15 protein-coding genes are annotated in these 15,350 nt (G+C 39.1%); 3 read left to right on the top strand and 12 right to left on the bottom strand.

The window, feature by feature from the left end; translation table 11 throughout:
* On the top strand, nucleotides 1-780 hold the full coding sequence (locus KIP84_RS06420) for a transglutaminase family protein (protein ID WP_213689540.1): 780 nt from the start codon (nucleotides 1-3) through the stop codon (nucleotides 778-780).
* Between the two features lie 16 nt (nucleotides 781-796).
* A complete protein-coding gene (locus KIP84_RS06425; protein WP_002119721.1) occupies nucleotides 797-1,531 on the top strand; it encodes a proteasome-type protease in 735 nt (244 codons plus the stop codon).
* A 59-nt stretch (nucleotides 1,532-1,590) separates the two neighbouring features.
* Here KIP84_RS06425 and alr read toward each other — a convergent pair whose 3' ends face one another.
* From alr to ppsA, 12 genes are all read right to left on the bottom strand, one after another.
* A complete protein-coding gene (gene alr / locus KIP84_RS06430; RefSeq protein WP_213689541.1) occupies nucleotides 1,591-2,661 on the bottom strand; it encodes an alanine racemase in 1,071 nt (356 codons plus the stop codon).
* A 32-nt stretch (nucleotides 2,662-2,693) separates the two neighbouring features.
* Nucleotides 2,694-4,139, bottom strand: a complete 1,446-nt coding sequence (gene dnaB, locus KIP84_RS06435) for a replicative DNA helicase (RefSeq protein WP_002119718.1) — start codon at nucleotides 4,137-4,139, stop codon at nucleotides 2,694-2,696.
* A gap of 197 nt (nucleotides 4,140-4,336) precedes the next feature.
* Nucleotides 4,337-4,783 carry a 50S ribosomal protein L9 gene (gene rplI / locus KIP84_RS06440; RefSeq protein ID WP_000382591.1) on the bottom strand — a complete coding sequence of 149 codons (447 nt, stop codon included), beginning with the start codon at nucleotides 4,781-4,783 and terminating at the stop codon, nucleotides 4,337-4,339.
* 8 nt (nucleotides 4,784-4,791) lie between these two features.
* On the bottom strand, nucleotides 4,792-5,019 hold the full coding sequence (gene rpsR, locus KIP84_RS06445; protein WP_000090661.1) for a 30S ribosomal protein S18: 228 nt from the start codon (nucleotides 5,017-5,019) through the stop codon (nucleotides 4,792-4,794).
* A gap of 11 nt (nucleotides 5,020-5,030) precedes the next feature.
* Nucleotides 5,031-5,414: a 30S ribosomal protein S6 gene (gene rpsF / locus KIP84_RS06450; protein ID WP_002119610.1), complete on the bottom strand. Its 384-nt coding sequence runs from the start codon at nucleotides 5,412-5,414 to the stop codon at nucleotides 5,031-5,033.
* A 181-nt stretch (nucleotides 5,415-5,595) separates the two neighbouring features.
* On the bottom strand, nucleotides 5,596-6,474 hold the full coding sequence (gene cyoE, locus KIP84_RS06455) for a heme o synthase (protein ID WP_002119614.1): 879 nt from the start codon (nucleotides 6,472-6,474) through the stop codon (nucleotides 5,596-5,598).
* 10 nt (nucleotides 6,475-6,484) lie between these two features.
* Nucleotides 6,485-6,814, bottom strand: coding sequence for a cytochrome o ubiquinol oxidase subunit IV (locus tag KIP84_RS06460; protein ID WP_000094534.1), 330 nt, complete (start codon nucleotides 6,812-6,814; stop codon nucleotides 6,485-6,487).
* Nucleotides 6,814-7,434 carry a cytochrome o ubiquinol oxidase subunit III gene (cyoC, locus tag KIP84_RS06465; protein ID WP_016140562.1) on the bottom strand — a complete coding sequence of 207 codons (621 nt, stop codon included), beginning with the start codon at nucleotides 7,432-7,434 and terminating at the stop codon, nucleotides 6,814-6,816. The genes KIP84_RS06460 and cyoC overlap by 1 nt, the downstream gene beginning before the upstream one ends.
* Before the next feature lie 4 nt (nucleotides 7,435-7,438).
* Entirely contained in the window at nucleotides 7,439-9,430 is a 1,992-nt protein-coding gene (gene cyoB / locus KIP84_RS06470) for a cytochrome o ubiquinol oxidase subunit I (RefSeq protein ID WP_005068497.1), read from the bottom strand.
* Between the two features lie 3 nt (nucleotides 9,431-9,433).
* A complete protein-coding gene (cyoA, locus tag KIP84_RS06475) occupies nucleotides 9,434-10,486 on the bottom strand; it encodes a ubiquinol oxidase subunit II (RefSeq protein ID WP_002119579.1) in 1,053 nt (350 codons plus the stop codon).
* Nucleotides 10,487-10,802: 316 nt separating this feature from the next.
* Nucleotides 10,803-11,558, bottom strand: coding sequence for an RDD family protein (locus KIP84_RS06480; RefSeq protein ID WP_002119677.1), 756 nt, complete (start codon nucleotides 11,556-11,558; stop codon nucleotides 10,803-10,805).
* A 64-nt stretch (nucleotides 11,559-11,622) separates the two neighbouring features.
* The gene (ppsA, locus tag KIP84_RS06485; protein WP_005803576.1) at nucleotides 11,623-14,010 is read right to left on the bottom strand and encodes a phosphoenolpyruvate synthase; all 2,388 of its coding nucleotides are present in this window, start codon (nucleotides 14,008-14,010) and stop codon (nucleotides 11,623-11,625) included.
* Nucleotides 14,011-14,157: 147 nt separating this feature from the next.
* On the opposite strand from ppsA, the gene KIP84_RS06490 reads away from it, so the two are divergent.
* Nucleotides 14,158-14,994 carry a pyruvate, water dikinase regulatory protein gene (locus tag KIP84_RS06490; RefSeq protein ID WP_016145814.1) on the top strand — a complete coding sequence of 279 codons (837 nt, stop codon included), beginning with the start codon at nucleotides 14,158-14,160 and terminating at the stop codon, nucleotides 14,992-14,994.
* Nucleotides 14,995-15,350 lie beyond the last annotated feature (356 nt).

Genomic DNA, 15,350 nt, shown 5'->3' on the forward strand with positions numbered 1-15,350 from the left:
ATGAAATTGATGGTTAATCATCAAACGCATTATAGCTATACGGAAACAGCTCAAAACAGTATTCAGTATATTAAAATGATGCCTCAAACATCGCCGCATCAACATGTTATGAATTGGGCAATTAGCGTGCCGGGTGACAAAACGATTAAAAGGGACATATTTAACAATGTCTGGATGACGGCTAGTCAGCGCTATCAATACCAACATCTTACTTTTATGGCTCAAGGGATTGTTGAGCTTCAAGATGTAGAGCTGGGTTGTGTAAATTTATCTACACCTACAAATTTGTTTTTGCAGATGACAGGTGCAACACAATGTGATTCAGAAATGTTGGATTTTGCTAGAAATATTGTAGTAGTCAAAGATCGACAGCATATTGCATTATTAAGTGAATATATTTTACAGAAAATACTTTATCAGCCTGAAAGTACTTCAGTTCAGACAACTGCAACTGAAGCCTTTCATGCTGGAGAAGGTGTATGTCAAGATCATGCTCATGTTTTAATTGCAATGTGTCGTGCGCTACAATTACCAGCACGTTATGTCTCTGGTTATCTATTTGATCAAAACTATCCGCACCTTGCCAGTCACGCTTGGGCGGAAGTATTTGTAGAAAATCAGTGGTATTGTTTTGATGTAAGCAATCAGTTGTTTACACCCAAACATCATATCTACCTTGCAGTTGGCCGTGACTATCTCGATGTGGCGCCTATTCGTGGTGTAAGAGAGCAAGGTGGAGTTGAGAACATGATGTCTGTGGTTCAAGTGTTGGCATGTTGAATGTAAAGAGAATGAAATGACTTATTGTTGTGCGCTAAGATTGGAACAAGGTTTAGTGTTTATTAGTGACACGAGGACTAATGCAGGAGTTGACCATATTTCTGTGTTCCGAAAATTGCATACTTTCGGCGTTACCGGAGAACGTTTTATTGCTTTGCAAACAGCCGGTAATTTAGCCACAACACAAGCTGTTATAGGTCATTTGCAAAATGCGCTTACTTTACAGCAAGAGCCTAATTTATATAGTGTTAATACGATGTTTGAGGCGGCTGAACTAATTGGCAAAACCTTAAAAACTGTTTTAGAGGATATTAGTTCGGACACTCAAGAACAAATGAATTATGCCTGTAGTATTTTGGTGGGTGGGCAGATTAAGGGTGGTGACATGCAACTTTATAATGTCTATCCACAAGGCAATTTCATTTGCGCAACTACAGATACACCGTATTTTCAAATAGGTGAAAGTAAGTATGGAAAGCCTATTCTGGATCGAGCTTTATATTATGCAATGCCACTAGACGATGCATTACGTTGTAGCCTGATTTCTTTTGATTCGACTTTGCGTTCAAATGTTTCTGTTGGCTTACCACTTGATGCATTGGTCTACATTAAAGATAGCTTTGTTATCCCCATGGGAAAACGAATTACCGAAGATGATCCTTATTTCTCACAGATTAGTAAACAATGGTCAGATACTCTTCGTCGGGGATTACAAGAAATGCCAAAGCCTACAGATGATTACTGGCGATAAATTTTGAATGTTTACATAAAAAAATCCAAGTATGCTTGGATTTTTTTATATTTTATTATTTAAGTACTTTTACGAGTGGGGCGATTGCTTAATCGACAGAGTAATTCATATCCTATCGTTCCGTTTGCATCCGCAACATCATCAACTAAGCGATGTGGACCCCAGAGTTCAACTGCAGTGCCTAATTTTACTTGCATGCCTGTCACGTCGATTGCAATCATATCCATGCTTACTCGTCCTACAACCGCACAGTGTTGTTTATCAATAGCGACATAGTTTTGTTTAATATAAGCTCGTGGATAACCATCACCGTAACCTATAGAAACAATCGCGATATCCATTGCTTGCGTAGCGCAGAAAGTTGATCCATAACCGACATGTTCATTAGTTTGAATATGATTGAGTGCAATCACTTCTGCTGAAAAAGTCATCACTGGTTTTAAGTCAAGATCATGGACTGTTTGATCTGCAAAAGGCGAGGCGCCGTAAAGCATGATACCCGGACGAACATAATCAAAATGTAACTCTGGCCATTTATAAATAGCAGCAGAGTTACAGCAAGAAGCTAACACTGGATCACAAGCTTGTTTAACCTGTAGAAATTGTTGTTTTTGTTGCTCGTTAAGTGGATGGTCTACATCTGCATTTGCGAAATGCATTGCAAGTACACAAGTAAATCCTTCAGATTTTAAAGTCTTAATAACTTCAATAATTTCTGGATTTTTAAAACCTAACCGGTTCATCCCACTATTAAGTTTAACCCAGACTTTTAAACCTTGATTGATGTACGCTTGTTTGTGTTTAATTAACCATTCAAATTGTTGTGGATGGTGAATGACACATTCAAATTTTTGTTTAATTGCAATTGGCATTTCATCTTCAGAAAATACCCCTTCAATTAAAGTGACAGGTTGTTGAAATCCGAGTTCACGGATTTCCAAACCTTCTTGTAGGCAGGCGACACCAAAGGCATCTGATGCATTTAAGGCTGCTAAACAGTCTTTGATTCCATGTCCATAAGCATTGGCTTTTACCATACTTACAATTTTTGAATTTGTTGCGAGTTGTTTGACACGGTTTAAGTTATATTGAAGTGCATTGCGGTCAATATAAACTGTTGCTTGGCGCACCCTCATTTACTCCTTTGGGCTAGAGATAGAGCTTATTCTTCATCATCATATTGGCTGTAATACTCAGGAGAGAGATTACTAAATCGAGTATATTGACCTTCAAAAGCAAGACGAACTGAACCAATTGGACCGTTACGCTGCTTACCAATAATAATTTCTGCAGTGCCGGCTTCTTTTGACTCTTTGTTATAAACCTCATCACGGTAAATAAACATAATTAGGTCGGCATCCTGCTCGATCGCTCCAGATTCACGTAAGTCGGACATTACAGGGCGTTTATTTGGACGGTTTTCCAGACTTCGGTTAAGCTGGGAAAGTGCGATAACAGGGCATTGCATCTCTTTTGCTAATGCTTTTAAGCTACGTGAAATTTCCGAGATCTCGCCTACACGGTTATCACCCATGCCCGGGACTTTCATGAGCTGCAAGTAATCGACCATGATACAACCGATTTTACCATCATGCATTTTGGCAACACGACGAGCACGGGCACGAAGTTCAGTTGGAGGTAGGGCTGATGAGTCATCAATATACAAATGCATTTGCTGAAGCTGCAAAATTGTACCAGTCACTTTGGTCCATTCATCTGCATCAAGGTTACCAGAGCGTAAATGTCCTTGATGGACTTTACCCATTGCGGAAATAAGACGCATCGCAATCGAGTCTGCTGGCATCTCCATTGAAAAGACCAGAGCAGGTAACTTGTTATATTGCAAAACACTCTCAACCAGATTCATGGCAAAAGTAGTTTTACCCATCGATGGACGTGCAGCAACAATAATTAAGTCACCAGGTTGCATACCAGATGTTTTATTATCAAGTTCTAAGAAGCCAGTCGTTAATCCTGTAATATTGCCATCTAATTTTGAAAGCTCATCAAGCTTACTAATTACGTCTGCGGTAACAGAACTAATAGATTTAGGACCAGCATCTTTTTTATTATTATTGTGCTGTTCTGCTAATGAGAAAATACTTGTTTCAGCTAAGTCTAAAATTTCACTAACACCGCGGCCTTTCGTGTCATAAGCATTTTGTAAAATTTCAGTACTAACTTTAATCATGCTACGAAGCGTAGAAAATTCTTTAATTTTAGTAGCATAAGTTTCTAAGTTATAGAAACTTGAAGGTGAGTCAGCCATGAGCTGCATTAAATATTCTTCGCCACCGATAGCATCAAGTAAATTTTGTTTTAAGAGCCAGTCACTTACTAAGACAGCATCATAGGGTGAGTTTTCTTGTGCTAATTTCTCGATTGCACGAAAAATATATTTATGGCGAGTCGCGTAAAAATCATTTTCTTTGAGTACATCGTTAACTTGTTCGAAAGATTCGGCAACTGTCATCAGGGCAGCTAGAACAGCCTGTTCAATAGCTAAATTGTGTGGGGGAGTGCGAAACTCTTTAAGTTGGCCTGATTCACTCGTTTTATTTTCTGTTGGAGATGAAAGCGCTAAAGAAGTGGCATTCGCCTGAGACATAATTAGACCTGATGATAAAGAAAGGTGTACACAAAGAGGCTGTAAAGCCGAGAACTATCTTAAAACAAAATTAAATAAACTACCTAATTAAAAAACCAATTAAACTGAAGAACTGATCAGGAATTAATATATCTTATTTTAAAATTTGAAACATAAAAAAAGAGCATGCAAAAGCATGCTCTTTTTTTGATGAGAAATTACTCAGATACGATAGTAACGAGAACTTCTGCAACAACATCATGGTGCAATTGGATTGCGATGTTGAATTCACCAGTGTGACGAAGCGCGCCATTTGGTAAACGAACTTCTGCACGGTCAACTGTAAGACCAGCATTCGTTAATGCGTCAGCGATGTCACGAGTACCGATAGAACCGAAGAGTTTACCTTCGTCACCAGCTTTAGCAGTGATAACGATGTTAACTTCATTCAATTGTTCAGCACGTGCTTGAGCAGCAGCTAAAACTTCAGCTTCTTGCTTCTCAAGTTCAGCACGACGAGCTTCAAAAGCAGCAGTGTTAGCTTCAGTAGCTGCAACTGCTTTACCTTGAGGGATAAGGAAGTTACGGCCGTAACCAGCTTTAACTGATACTTTATCGCCTAATTTACCAAGGTTCTTAATGCGTTGTAATAAGATAACGTCCACAGATCACCTCACTTATGGTTGTCAGTGTACGGAATCAAAGACAAATAGCGAGCTTGTTTGATAGCAAGTGCTAATTGACGTTGATAACGAGCTTTAGTACCAGTGATACGGCTAGGAACAATCTTGCCGTTTTCAGTGATGTACTGTTTTAAAGTGTCGATATCTTTGTAGTCGATGTACGCAACATTCTCAGCTGTAAAGCGGCAGAACTTGCGACGACGGTAAAAACGTGCCATTGATGTTCTCCTTATTCAGCTTCTTGAGCAACTTGCTGTGCTTCTTCGCGTTGAGCTTTACGCGCACGCTTTTCTTCAGCACTCTTAGCAAGCAATGACTCTTCAGTGATTGCGTGTTCACGACGGATGATAAGGTTACGAATGATCGCGTCGTTATAACGGAATAATTCTTCTAACTCATCAAGCGTAGTTTGACCACATTCAACATTCATAAGAATGTAGTGCGCTTTGTGAATTTTGTTAATTGGGTAAGCCAATTGGCGACGGCCCCAATCTTCTAAACGGTGAATTTGACCTTCAGCTTCTTTGATCTGAGAGATATAGCGTTCAACCATACCTACAACTTGATCGCTTTGGTCTGGGTGTACCAAAAGTACGATTTCGTAATGACGCATTGTCAGCTCCTTACGGTTTAAACAGCCCCTAATAAAAAAATTAGAAGCAAGGAGTCATAACTTAATAAGTTATGTCGCAAAATTTGCGAAGGCTGAATTATAGGTAAAAGTTCGACTAAAAACAAATCTTTTGATCAGAAAAGTAAAACTTCTTTACTATAAAGAGGAAATCCTCTCTTGTTTAAAAGAGAGGAAGATTTGGAGCAGGGGATTGATAGGTAAAGCTAAAGCTCAAACTTAACAGGGTAATTAATATGACCGAGTACAGGAAAAAACGTTTAGCCCACAATTGATCATTTTCGGCTTTAAATCCAATAACTGATAAATATAACCAATATGCAGTCAAAGCATTAAAAGTAATTAAAAAGAATACATTGGTATAGCCAAAACAATATAACCCATTCAAAACAGCTGCAAATAATAGGATATAGATTACACATTCAATTTTCGTACGATAAATAGAACGTGCTACAGGCAAAATTGGAATTCCCGCATTTTTGTAATCATCAAAACGATAAATTGCAATTGCCCAAGAGTGAGGCATTTGCCATAAAGCGTATGCTAAAAACAAAAGCAAGGCTGCCACATCAAATTGATGAGTTACTGCTGTATAACCAATAACAGGAGGGCTCGCTCCGGAGATACTACCAATGACGGTTTGATGGATTGAAGTACGTTTGGTCCACAAGCTATAAAAACCGACATAGACAATAAAACCAATCATTGCAAACAAAAATGCATAACCATTTACACCGAACCACAAAATGCTAAAACCAATTACTCCAAGCACTAATGCATATATCAGCGCAACAGTAGGAGAGATTGTTTTTTTAACAAGTGCACGGTTTTGAGTGCGCTGCATCTTTGTATCAATATCTTGATCTATAACATTATTAACCACACAACCAGAAGCCACAACTAAAGTTGTTCCAAGTAGGGTGAGAAGTAATAATAAGATGTCTATAGAGCCTTGGGCGGCTAAGAAAAAGCCGCCCAAGGTGGTAATGAAATTACCGAAGAGAATTCCTGGTTTAGTCAGGAATAGATATTTTCTCAACATGACAATCAGTTTAGATCATCATATTGTAGTGAAGGTAATTCATAATCCACACAGAACCGATTAAAAGTACGGCGATACATAGGATTGTGTAGATGAATGCAATCATATTCCAACGTTGTTCAGATGATGTATTCATGTGTAAGAAGTACACAAGTTGTACAAGAACCTGAGCAACCGCAGTGATTGCAATCACTGTAACTAAAAGACCACGACTGAAACCACCCGCCATCACCATCCCGAAAGGGATGATGGTGAGGATAACAGAAAGGATAAATCCAACAGTGTATTGCTTAAAGTTACCGTGTGACGCACCAGCAGCATTATGCTCATGACTACTCATTAGAGAACTCCCAGTAAGTAAACGACGCTGAATACACAGATCCAAACGATGTCAAGGAAGTGCCAGAACAAGCTTAAGCAAGCAAGACGACGTGTATTCGGTAAAGTCAAACCTTTAGTTTTGATTTGATACATTAATACTAGCATCCACACTAAACCAGAAGTTACGTGGATACCGTGTGTACCAACCAAAGTAAAGAACGATGATAAGAATGCACTGTGAGTTGGACCATGACCTTCTTCTACAAGGTGATGGAATTCATAGAGTTCCATACCGATGAAGGTCGCACCAAAAAGGAATGTAATAAATAACCAAGTAATAACTTGATTTACATTCTTTTTATAAGATGCAAGTACAGCAAAACCGAAAGTTACCGATGAAATCAATAAGGCAAATGTTTCAGTTAACACGTAGCCTAATGATTCATGGAATAGGTCGTATGCACTTGGAGTCCCTGCTGGAACATGACTGCTTAATACAGCGAACGCAATGAAGAGTGATCCGAAAAGAATCAAGTCACTCATCAAGTATGTCCAGAAACCAAAAACCGTTAAATCAGTATCATCATGTTCATGATGACCATCATGGCCGTGGTTGTCGTGATGAAGTACTTCAGCCATTTCCTTAGTCCTTCTTCAAGTGTTTTTCAAGTAAAGCATAGCGTTCGTTTTCAATACGCTCAACTTCAGCAGCAGGAACGTAGTAGTCAACATTCTTAGTGAATGAACTTACGATCAAGCTAACAACAGCTGCAACGAATGAAACAACAACGAGCCACCAAATATGCCAGATGAGTGCAAAGCCAAGAAGAGTAATGAACATTGCAATGACAAAACCAGCAGCACGATCAGTCGGCATGTGGATGTCTTCATATTTAGTGTTACGTGCGTATGCTACACCATTTTCTTTGTCAGTCCAGAAACGGTCGATACCGCTTGCATCTGGTTCATGCGCAAAGTTATAGAACGGAGCAGGGGAAGAGGTCGCCCATTCAAGCGTACGAGCATCCCATGGATCGCCAGTAAGGTCCATGTTGTCTTTACGTTGTAAGAAACCAACGATGATTTGCATTAAGAAACATGCAATACCAATCGCAACAAGAACAGCACCAAATAATGCAATCGCAAGGTACGGATCCCATTCAGGGTTGTCATATGTATTCAAACGACGAGTCATACCCATGAAACCAAGGATATAAAGTGGCATGAATGCAAAATAGAAACCGAAGAACCAGAACCAGAACGCAGCTTTACCCCATGCTTCGTTGAGCTTCCAACCAAACATTTTTGGCCAGTAGTAAATGATGCCGGCAAACATACCAAACACCACACCACCAATAATTACGTTATGGAAGTGAGCGATCAAGAATAATGAGTTGTGTACCAAGAAGTCCGCAGGTGGAACAGCCATAAGTACACCAGTTAAACCACCGATACCGAATGTTACAAGGAAGCCAAGCGTCCATAACATTGGAGTGGTAAAGGTGATGCGACCTTTATACATGGTGAATAACCAAGAGAAGATTTTCACACCAGTAGGAATCGCAATAACCATGGTCATGATACCGAAGAACGCGTTAACGTTCGCACCAGCACCCATGGTGAAGAAGTGGTGAAGCCATACAACAAACGCAAGAACAGTAATCGCGATAGTTGCATACACCATAGACTTGTAACCGAACAACGCTTTACGAGAGAAGGTTGCAACGATTTCTGAGTATAGACCAAATGCTGGTAATACCAAGATGTATACTTCAGGGTGACCCCATGTCCAGATCAAGTTCACATAAAGCATTGGGCTACCGCCAAGCTCATTTGTGAAGAAATGGAAGCCGAAGTAACGGTCAAGAGTAAGCATTGCAAGAGTACCTGTTAATACAGGGAATGATGCAATGATTAATACAGCCGTACAAAGTGAAGTCCACGTGAAAATAGGCATATCCATTAATTTCATGCCAGGTGCACGCATTTTGATGATGGTAACGAAGAAGTTAACACCAGATAAAAGCGTACCTAGACCAGAAACCTGAAGTGCCCAGATATAGTAGTCAACACCTACACCAGGAGAATATTGAATGCCAGATAGAGGAGGGTAAGCCATCCAACCAGTCGCAGCAAATTCACCTAACACAAGTGAAAGCATCATCAAACCAGCAGCACCAGCGAATAACCAGAAGCTTAAAGAGTTCAATAATGGGAAAGCAACGTCGCGAGCACCAATCTGTAAAGGTACAGAGATGTTCATCATACCTACAACGAGACCCATTGCTACGAAGAAGATCATGATTACACCGTGTGCGGTGAAGATCTGGTCATAGTGGTCAGGATGTAGATAACCTTCGCCGCCGCCTTTAGCGAGGAAAAGTTGTAAACGCATCATGATCGCATCGGCGAAACCACGCAGAAGCATGACAACAGATACGATGATATACATGATACCAATCTTTTTATGGTCTACCGTAATAAACCACTCATTCCACAAATATCCCCATTTTTTGAAATAGGTGATACCGCCAAGCACTGCAATTGCACCAATTGCCATAAGGACCATGGTGACAAGTACGATTGGCTCTGTCGGGATAGAGTCCCAACCCAGTTTACCAAAAATCATATCCATGTCTTATTCCCCTTGAGCAGCGTGTTCAGCTGCAGCATGAGTGTCAGCTGTTGCGTGTTCAGCAGAGTGGTCAACACCATGATAGTTACTCATATAGTGGTTGATAATTGTTTCAAACAATTTAGGCTCAACAGTAGAGTAATAAGTCACAGGGTGTGGCTTAGTCGGGAACGGTTTCATAGCTTCAGCTTCAGCAACTGCTTTTTCATCACCAGCAGCTTTAGCACGATTTACTAAATGCTCGATCTGATGCTTAGAACGGTTACCATCACGTAAGGTTGCCAATTCAGCTTGGTCAAGCGTAGTTTTTTGAACTGCTTCTGGGTTAATGGTTGAACCATTACCTGCTTTAACCGCTGCTACCCATTCGTTGAATTGTTGCTCTGTAACACTATGCGCCTTGAAACGCATTTGAGAGAAACCGTAACCTGAGTAGTTAGAAGAGAAACCACGATATACACCAGTTTCATTTGCTAACAAATGAAGGTGAGTTTGCATACCTGCCATTGCATAAATCTGGCCGCCTAACTGTGGAATGAAGAATGAGTTCATTGTAAAGTTAGAAGTGATTTTAAAGCTTAACGGAGTTTTTTCAGGGAAACGTACTTCGTTAACTGTTGCAATGTTTTGTTCAGGATAAATAAAGATCCACTTAAACTGTTCAGCAATAACTTGAATAGTTAAAGGTGCTTTATCTGATTCTAAAGGACGGTATGGGTCATACTTGTGGGAACCCCACCAAGTTAACCAAGCTAAAATACCAATAATAATGACAGGGATACCCCATACTACAACTTCAATTGCAGTTGAGTGTGCCCATGTAGGTTTATAGTCTGCATCTTTATTTGACGCGCGATATTTCCAACCAAACCATAATGCCATGATGATTGAAGGAATCACCACAAGTAACATTAAATAGATCGCAGTCATCATAAGGTCACTTTGACCTTGACCAACTGGACCTTTAGAGTTTAGAAGTACCATATCACCACCACACCCAGTCAAAAGTGCGGCAAGCGTTGATAAAGACAATACAGCTAAAATCGTTTGTCTCATTTTACAACCTCGGTGAAGAGTCCCATTCCCTAATTAAATATGGGATAGCGATTAAAGTGTCGCATGATTGAGAACGCTAATCCTTAAATTTAGACTTCTCAATTATATGACACCGCTACGTTGTAGGGCATTATGCCTCATATCGACAAACTAAGCTATACATAAAGTAGGCTGAAATAATTGTTTTAAAACCCGATTTTTTTTGTAGGGTATCTAATTTCAATAGAGCTTTTATTTAAATATCAACTCACTATAGAAAAAAGGAGGCAGGGTGCCTCCTCTTTTTTTAGACATTAAATGAATGAGTCATTCACTATCATTTGATCACTTTTGTTCTTGCAATTTTGTCATGTAAAGCTTGTCGCTTTTGTCCTAATGCAAAAGCATAGTCAATAATTGTACTGATCGGCATAAACAGTAAGTTTAATATGATAAAAACAATACTTCTTAATAAGAAGATGCGAGTTAAATTAACCTTGCTATTGTCCTCAGCATCTACAATTTTAATTCCAACGATTTTCTTACCTATACTCTGACCAAACTTTGTTAAAAGAACGGCTTGAATTGCAAGCATAATTACGACGTAAAGAAGCATTGAATGCCAAGCTTCGATTGGAATTAAAGTAAAAAGTTGTTGTTGCAATTCTGCAGCTTTAGTCGATGCGACTTCGGCAGATTGCATCTGTTTTTGCAGCTCGAATAATTGCTTATATTGAGCTTCATTAAAGAAAAAAGAAGGAATTGCAGCGATTGGTAACCAAAGCAATAAATCAATAATTTTTGCTAAAGCCCGAGCTGGAATAGACGCAAGTTCATGAACTTTAGGTTCTACACGAATTTGACGAATAGTTTCATTAGTTGATGTATTCGTATTTATTGTAGGTACAGAATAACCGATAGGTTGATATACAAGTTTACCTTGGGTTAATTCTCCTAAAGCTTTCCATTCTGTCATGCCTTCATGCCAAGCTAAATCAGTTAACAAAATTTGTTGGCTAGCCAACATTTGATTTACTTGTTCTAAAGTATAAGGCCCAGCTTGTTGATTATTACGTGCCAAGTAAATTTGCATAAATAAAAATTCTCTATTCTAAAGATGAAAAAAGACCCACGGATGGGCCTTTTTTTATAACATATTAGATTTGCTTGATTTTTTCTTCAGCAAGGAAGAACCATGTATCTAAAACTGAGTCTGGGTTAAGAGAGACAGATTCAATACCTTGTTCCATTAACCATTTTGCAAGATCTGGATGGTCTGAAGGACCTTGACCACAGATACCTACATATTTACCTGCTTTACGGCAGGCATGGATTGCCATTGAAAGAAGTGCTTTAACAGCTGCATCACGTTCATCAAATAAGTGTGAAACAATACCTGAGTCACGGTCAAGACCTAACGTTAACTGTGTTAAGTCATTAGAACCAATAGAGAAACCATCGAAGTGCTCTAAGAATTGTTCAGCTAACAGGGCGTTAGTTGGTAATTCACACATCATGATTACTTTTAAGCCATTCTCGCCACGTTTCAAGCCATTTTGTGCAAGTAATTCAATAACGCGTTTCGCTTCAGATACTGTACGTACAAAAGGAATCATGATTTGAATATTGGTGAGACCCATTTCATCACGAACTTTCTTAAGTGCGCGGCATTCTAATTCGAAACAATCACGGAAGTTATCAGATACATAACGACTTGCACCACGGAAACCGAGCATTGGATTTTCTTCTTCAGGCTCGTATAACTTACCACCAATTAAGTTTGCATATTCGTTTGACTTGAAGTCAGACATACGAACGATAACTGGCTTGTCACCAAATGCAGCAGCAAGAGTCGCAATACCTTCAACCAATTTTTCAACATAGAAATCTACAGGTGATGCATAACCCGCTGTACGAGTTAAAACCGCAGCACGAGTTTCACGAGGTAGGCTATCAATATTGAGTAGAGCTTTAGGGTGCACACCGATCATACGGTTAATGATGAACTCAAGACGAGCAAGGCCAATACCTTCGTTTGGAATTTGAGCAAAGTCAAATGCACGGTCAGGGTTACCTACGTTCATCATAATTTTGAACGAAAGCTTAGGCATAGATTCAATTGAGTTGCGTTGAACTTCGAAATCTAATGCACCTTCGTAAATGAAACCTGTATCACCTTCAGCACAAGAAACAGTTACTTCCTGGCCATCAGTTAATACTTCTGTTGCGTTACCACAACCAACAATCGCTGGTACACCAAGTTCACGTGCAATAATTGCTGCGTGACATGTACGACCACCACGGTTAGTGATAATTGCAGCAGCACGTTTCATTACCGGCTCCCAGTCAGGATCGGTCATATCTGATACAAGAACGTCGCCTTCTTGAACTTTGTCCATTTCTTTAATTGAGTTAACGATACGGACTTTACCAGAACCAATACGTTGACCAATTGAACGACCTTCACAAAGAACTGTACCTCTTTGTTTGAGAAGGTAGCGTTCCATAGTGCCTACATTTTGGCGGCTTTTTACAGTTTCAGGACGAGCTTGAACAATATAAATTTGACCATCATCACCGTCTTTTGCCCATTCGATATCCATTGGAGCACCGTAATGCTGCTCAATGATAAGCGCTTGTTTAGCTAACTCTTGTAACTCATGGTCATTTAAAGCGAATTGTTGGCGATCTTGTTTTTCAACATCAACAACAACAACAGATTTACCCGCAGAACCTTCTTCACCATAAATCATTTTTTGGTGTTTAGAGCCAAGGTTACGACGTAAAACAGAATGTCTTCCTGCATTTAATAATGGTTTAGATAAGTAAAACTCATCTGGGTTAACCGCACCTTGTACAACCATTTCACCTAAACCGTAAGATGCGGTGATAAATACAACATCACGGAAACCAGATTCTGTATCAAGTGTAAACATTACACCCGCAGCGCCAGTTTCAGAACGAACCATACGCTGAACACCCGCTGAAAGTGCAACGATGTCATGATCAAAACCTTGATGCACACGGTAAGAAATTGCACGGTCATTATATAAAGAAGCAAACACTTCTTTAATCGCAATAAGTACGTTATCAATACCGCGAATATTCAAGAAAGTTTCTTGTTGACCCGCGAAAGAAGCATCTGGTAAATCTTCAGCAGTTGCAGATGAACGAACGGCAACCGCGATGTCAGGGTTGCCGTTAGAAAGTGCTGTAAAAGCGGCGCGAATTTCTTGTTCTAAGGTTGCAGTGAGTGGAGTCTCTACAATCCATTGACGAATTTTTGCACCTGTTTCTGCAAGAGCATTTACATCATCGACGTTGAGTTGAGCAAGTTCTGCTTGAATTCGAGCGTTAAGACCACTTTGGTCTAAGAACTCACGATAGGCAGCAGCAGTAGTTGCAAAGCCACCAGGTACCGATACACCAGCATTTGATAAATGGCTGATCATTTCACCCAAAGATGAGTTTTTCCCACCTACGAGTTCGACATCGTGTTTCCCTAATTTTTCTAGACCGATTACGCGCGCTTCCAAAGTTTTCACTCCACTTTTGCAGTATTAATGTCTATCTTGGCATGAAATTATAAAAATAAAGTGCTTAGTTGAGAATTATACTAAGCGACAGTCATGTAAGATCAGTTTACTATAAAGATTATATAGCACTAAGACAAATGTTTAAGGAGAATTTTAATGTCAGAAAGTAAACAATTTAAGCGGAGTGTTTTTTTTATTTCTGATGGAACTGCAATTACTGCCGAGACTCTTGGACATTCGTTATTAGCACAATTTCCCAATGTAGATTTTGATATTCACATCATGCCGTATATTACAACTGAAGAGGCGGCAATGGATGTGGTGGTTGAGATTAATCGATGCCAAACCAAAGACGGTTGCCTACCTTTAGTATTTGATACTTTAGTCGATCCGCATGTACGAGAGATTATTAATACGGCTAAAGCGGTTAATCTGGATGTGTTTGAAGGTTTAATTAGTAAACTTGAACAAGAACTTGGAACACCACCAACAACATTGGTCGGGCAGACTCATGCGGTAACCGATTCTGAATATTATAAAGCCCGTATCGATGCTGTTCATTTTGCGCTTGATAATGATGATGGGGCACGTACTCGTCATTATGATAAAGCGGATTTAATCTTAATTGGAGTTTCCCGTTCGGGTAAAACACCGACTTCTATTTACTTATCTCTTCAATTCGGTATTCGCGTTGCAAACTATCCATTAACTGAAGAAGATTTAGATGATAACCGTTTACCAGCAGTATTAAGAGCTCATCGTAATAAGTTATTTGGTTTGATGATTGATGCTGAGCGTTTGGTCGCAATTCGTAGTGAACGTAAAGCGAATAGCCGTTATGCAAGTTTTAGCCAATGCCAAATGGAGCTAAGAGCAATTGAAGGGATTTATATTTCAGAAGGCATTAAATATTTAAACGTGACTGAAATGTCAATTGAGGAGATTTCAACACGTATTTTACAAATGACGGGATTAAAACGTCGTATTGGTTAATTTAATCAAATGTTTATTTTAACCATTCAATTTATATATCTAATAATGAGTAAATTGAGTGGTTATAAATAGCACAGAAAAGTTTTAAATATAAAACAAAAAGTTATTAAAAGGTTTTTATTAGTTATCAGGCTGTTGAGTTTTTACAAGTCTATTGTGAAATAAAATAACAATATTGAAAAGAAATGTATAAATTTGAAATTGGGCAAAAACTCTAATTATTTAATTTTGCTAACTATTTAGAAAAGCTATGTAAAAAAATATTTAATAATTAAAAATGTTAAATAAGTCACACTATTTTTGCTTTGTGTGATTGATTTTTTATTTTAATTATAATTTCCCACCTCGATATGGGA

The organism is Acinetobacter sp. BHS4 (genome assembly GCF_018454425.1).
Classification (GTDB): domain Bacteria; phylum Pseudomonadota; class Gammaproteobacteria; order Pseudomonadales; family Moraxellaceae; genus Acinetobacter; species Acinetobacter pittii.

Bases quoted from the DNA above. Each gene is read 5' to 3' on its own strand.
- cyoB (WP_005068497.1), bottom strand. From the start codon at position 9,430: ATGGATATGATTTTTGGTAAACTGGGTTGGGACTCTATCCCGACAGAG.
- cyoE (WP_002119614.1), bottom strand. From the start codon at position 6,474: ATGTTGAGAAAATATCTATTCCTGACTAAACCAGGAATTCTCTTCGGT.
- rpsR (WP_000090661.1), bottom strand. From the start codon at position 5,019: ATGGCACGTTTTTACCGTCGTCGCAAGTTCTGCCGCTTTACAGCTGAG.
- dnaB (WP_002119718.1), bottom strand. From the start codon at position 4,139: ATGTCTCAGGCGAATGCCACTTCTTTAGCGCTTTCATCTCCAACAGAA.
- KIP84_RS06420 (WP_213689540.1), top strand. From the start codon at position 1: ATGAAATTGATGGTTAATCATCAAACGCATTATAGCTATACGGAAACA.
- KIP84_RS06425 (WP_002119721.1), top strand. From the start codon at position 797: ATGACTTATTGTTGTGCGCTAAGATTGGAACAAGGTTTAGTGTTTATT.
- cyoA (WP_002119579.1), bottom strand. From the start codon at position 10,486: ATGAGACAAACGATTTTAGCTGTATTGTCTTTATCAACGCTTGCCGCA.
- KIP84_RS06490 (WP_016145814.1), top strand. From the start codon at position 14,158: ATGTCAGAAAGTAAACAATTTAAGCGGAGTGTTTTTTTTATTTCTGAT.
- cyoC (WP_016140562.1), bottom strand. From the start codon at position 7,434: ATGGCTGAAGTACTTCATCACGACAACCACGGCCATGATGGTCATCAT.
- rpsF (WP_002119610.1), bottom strand. From the start codon at position 5,414: ATGCGTCATTACGAAATCGTACTTTTGGTACACCCAGACCAAAGCGAT.
- KIP84_RS06460 (WP_000094534.1), bottom strand. From the start codon at position 6,814: ATGAGTAGTCATGAGCATAATGCTGCTGGTGCGTCACACGGTAACTTT.
- KIP84_RS06480 (WP_002119677.1), bottom strand. From the start codon at position 11,558: ATGCAAATTTACTTGGCACGTAATAATCAACAAGCTGGGCCTTATACT.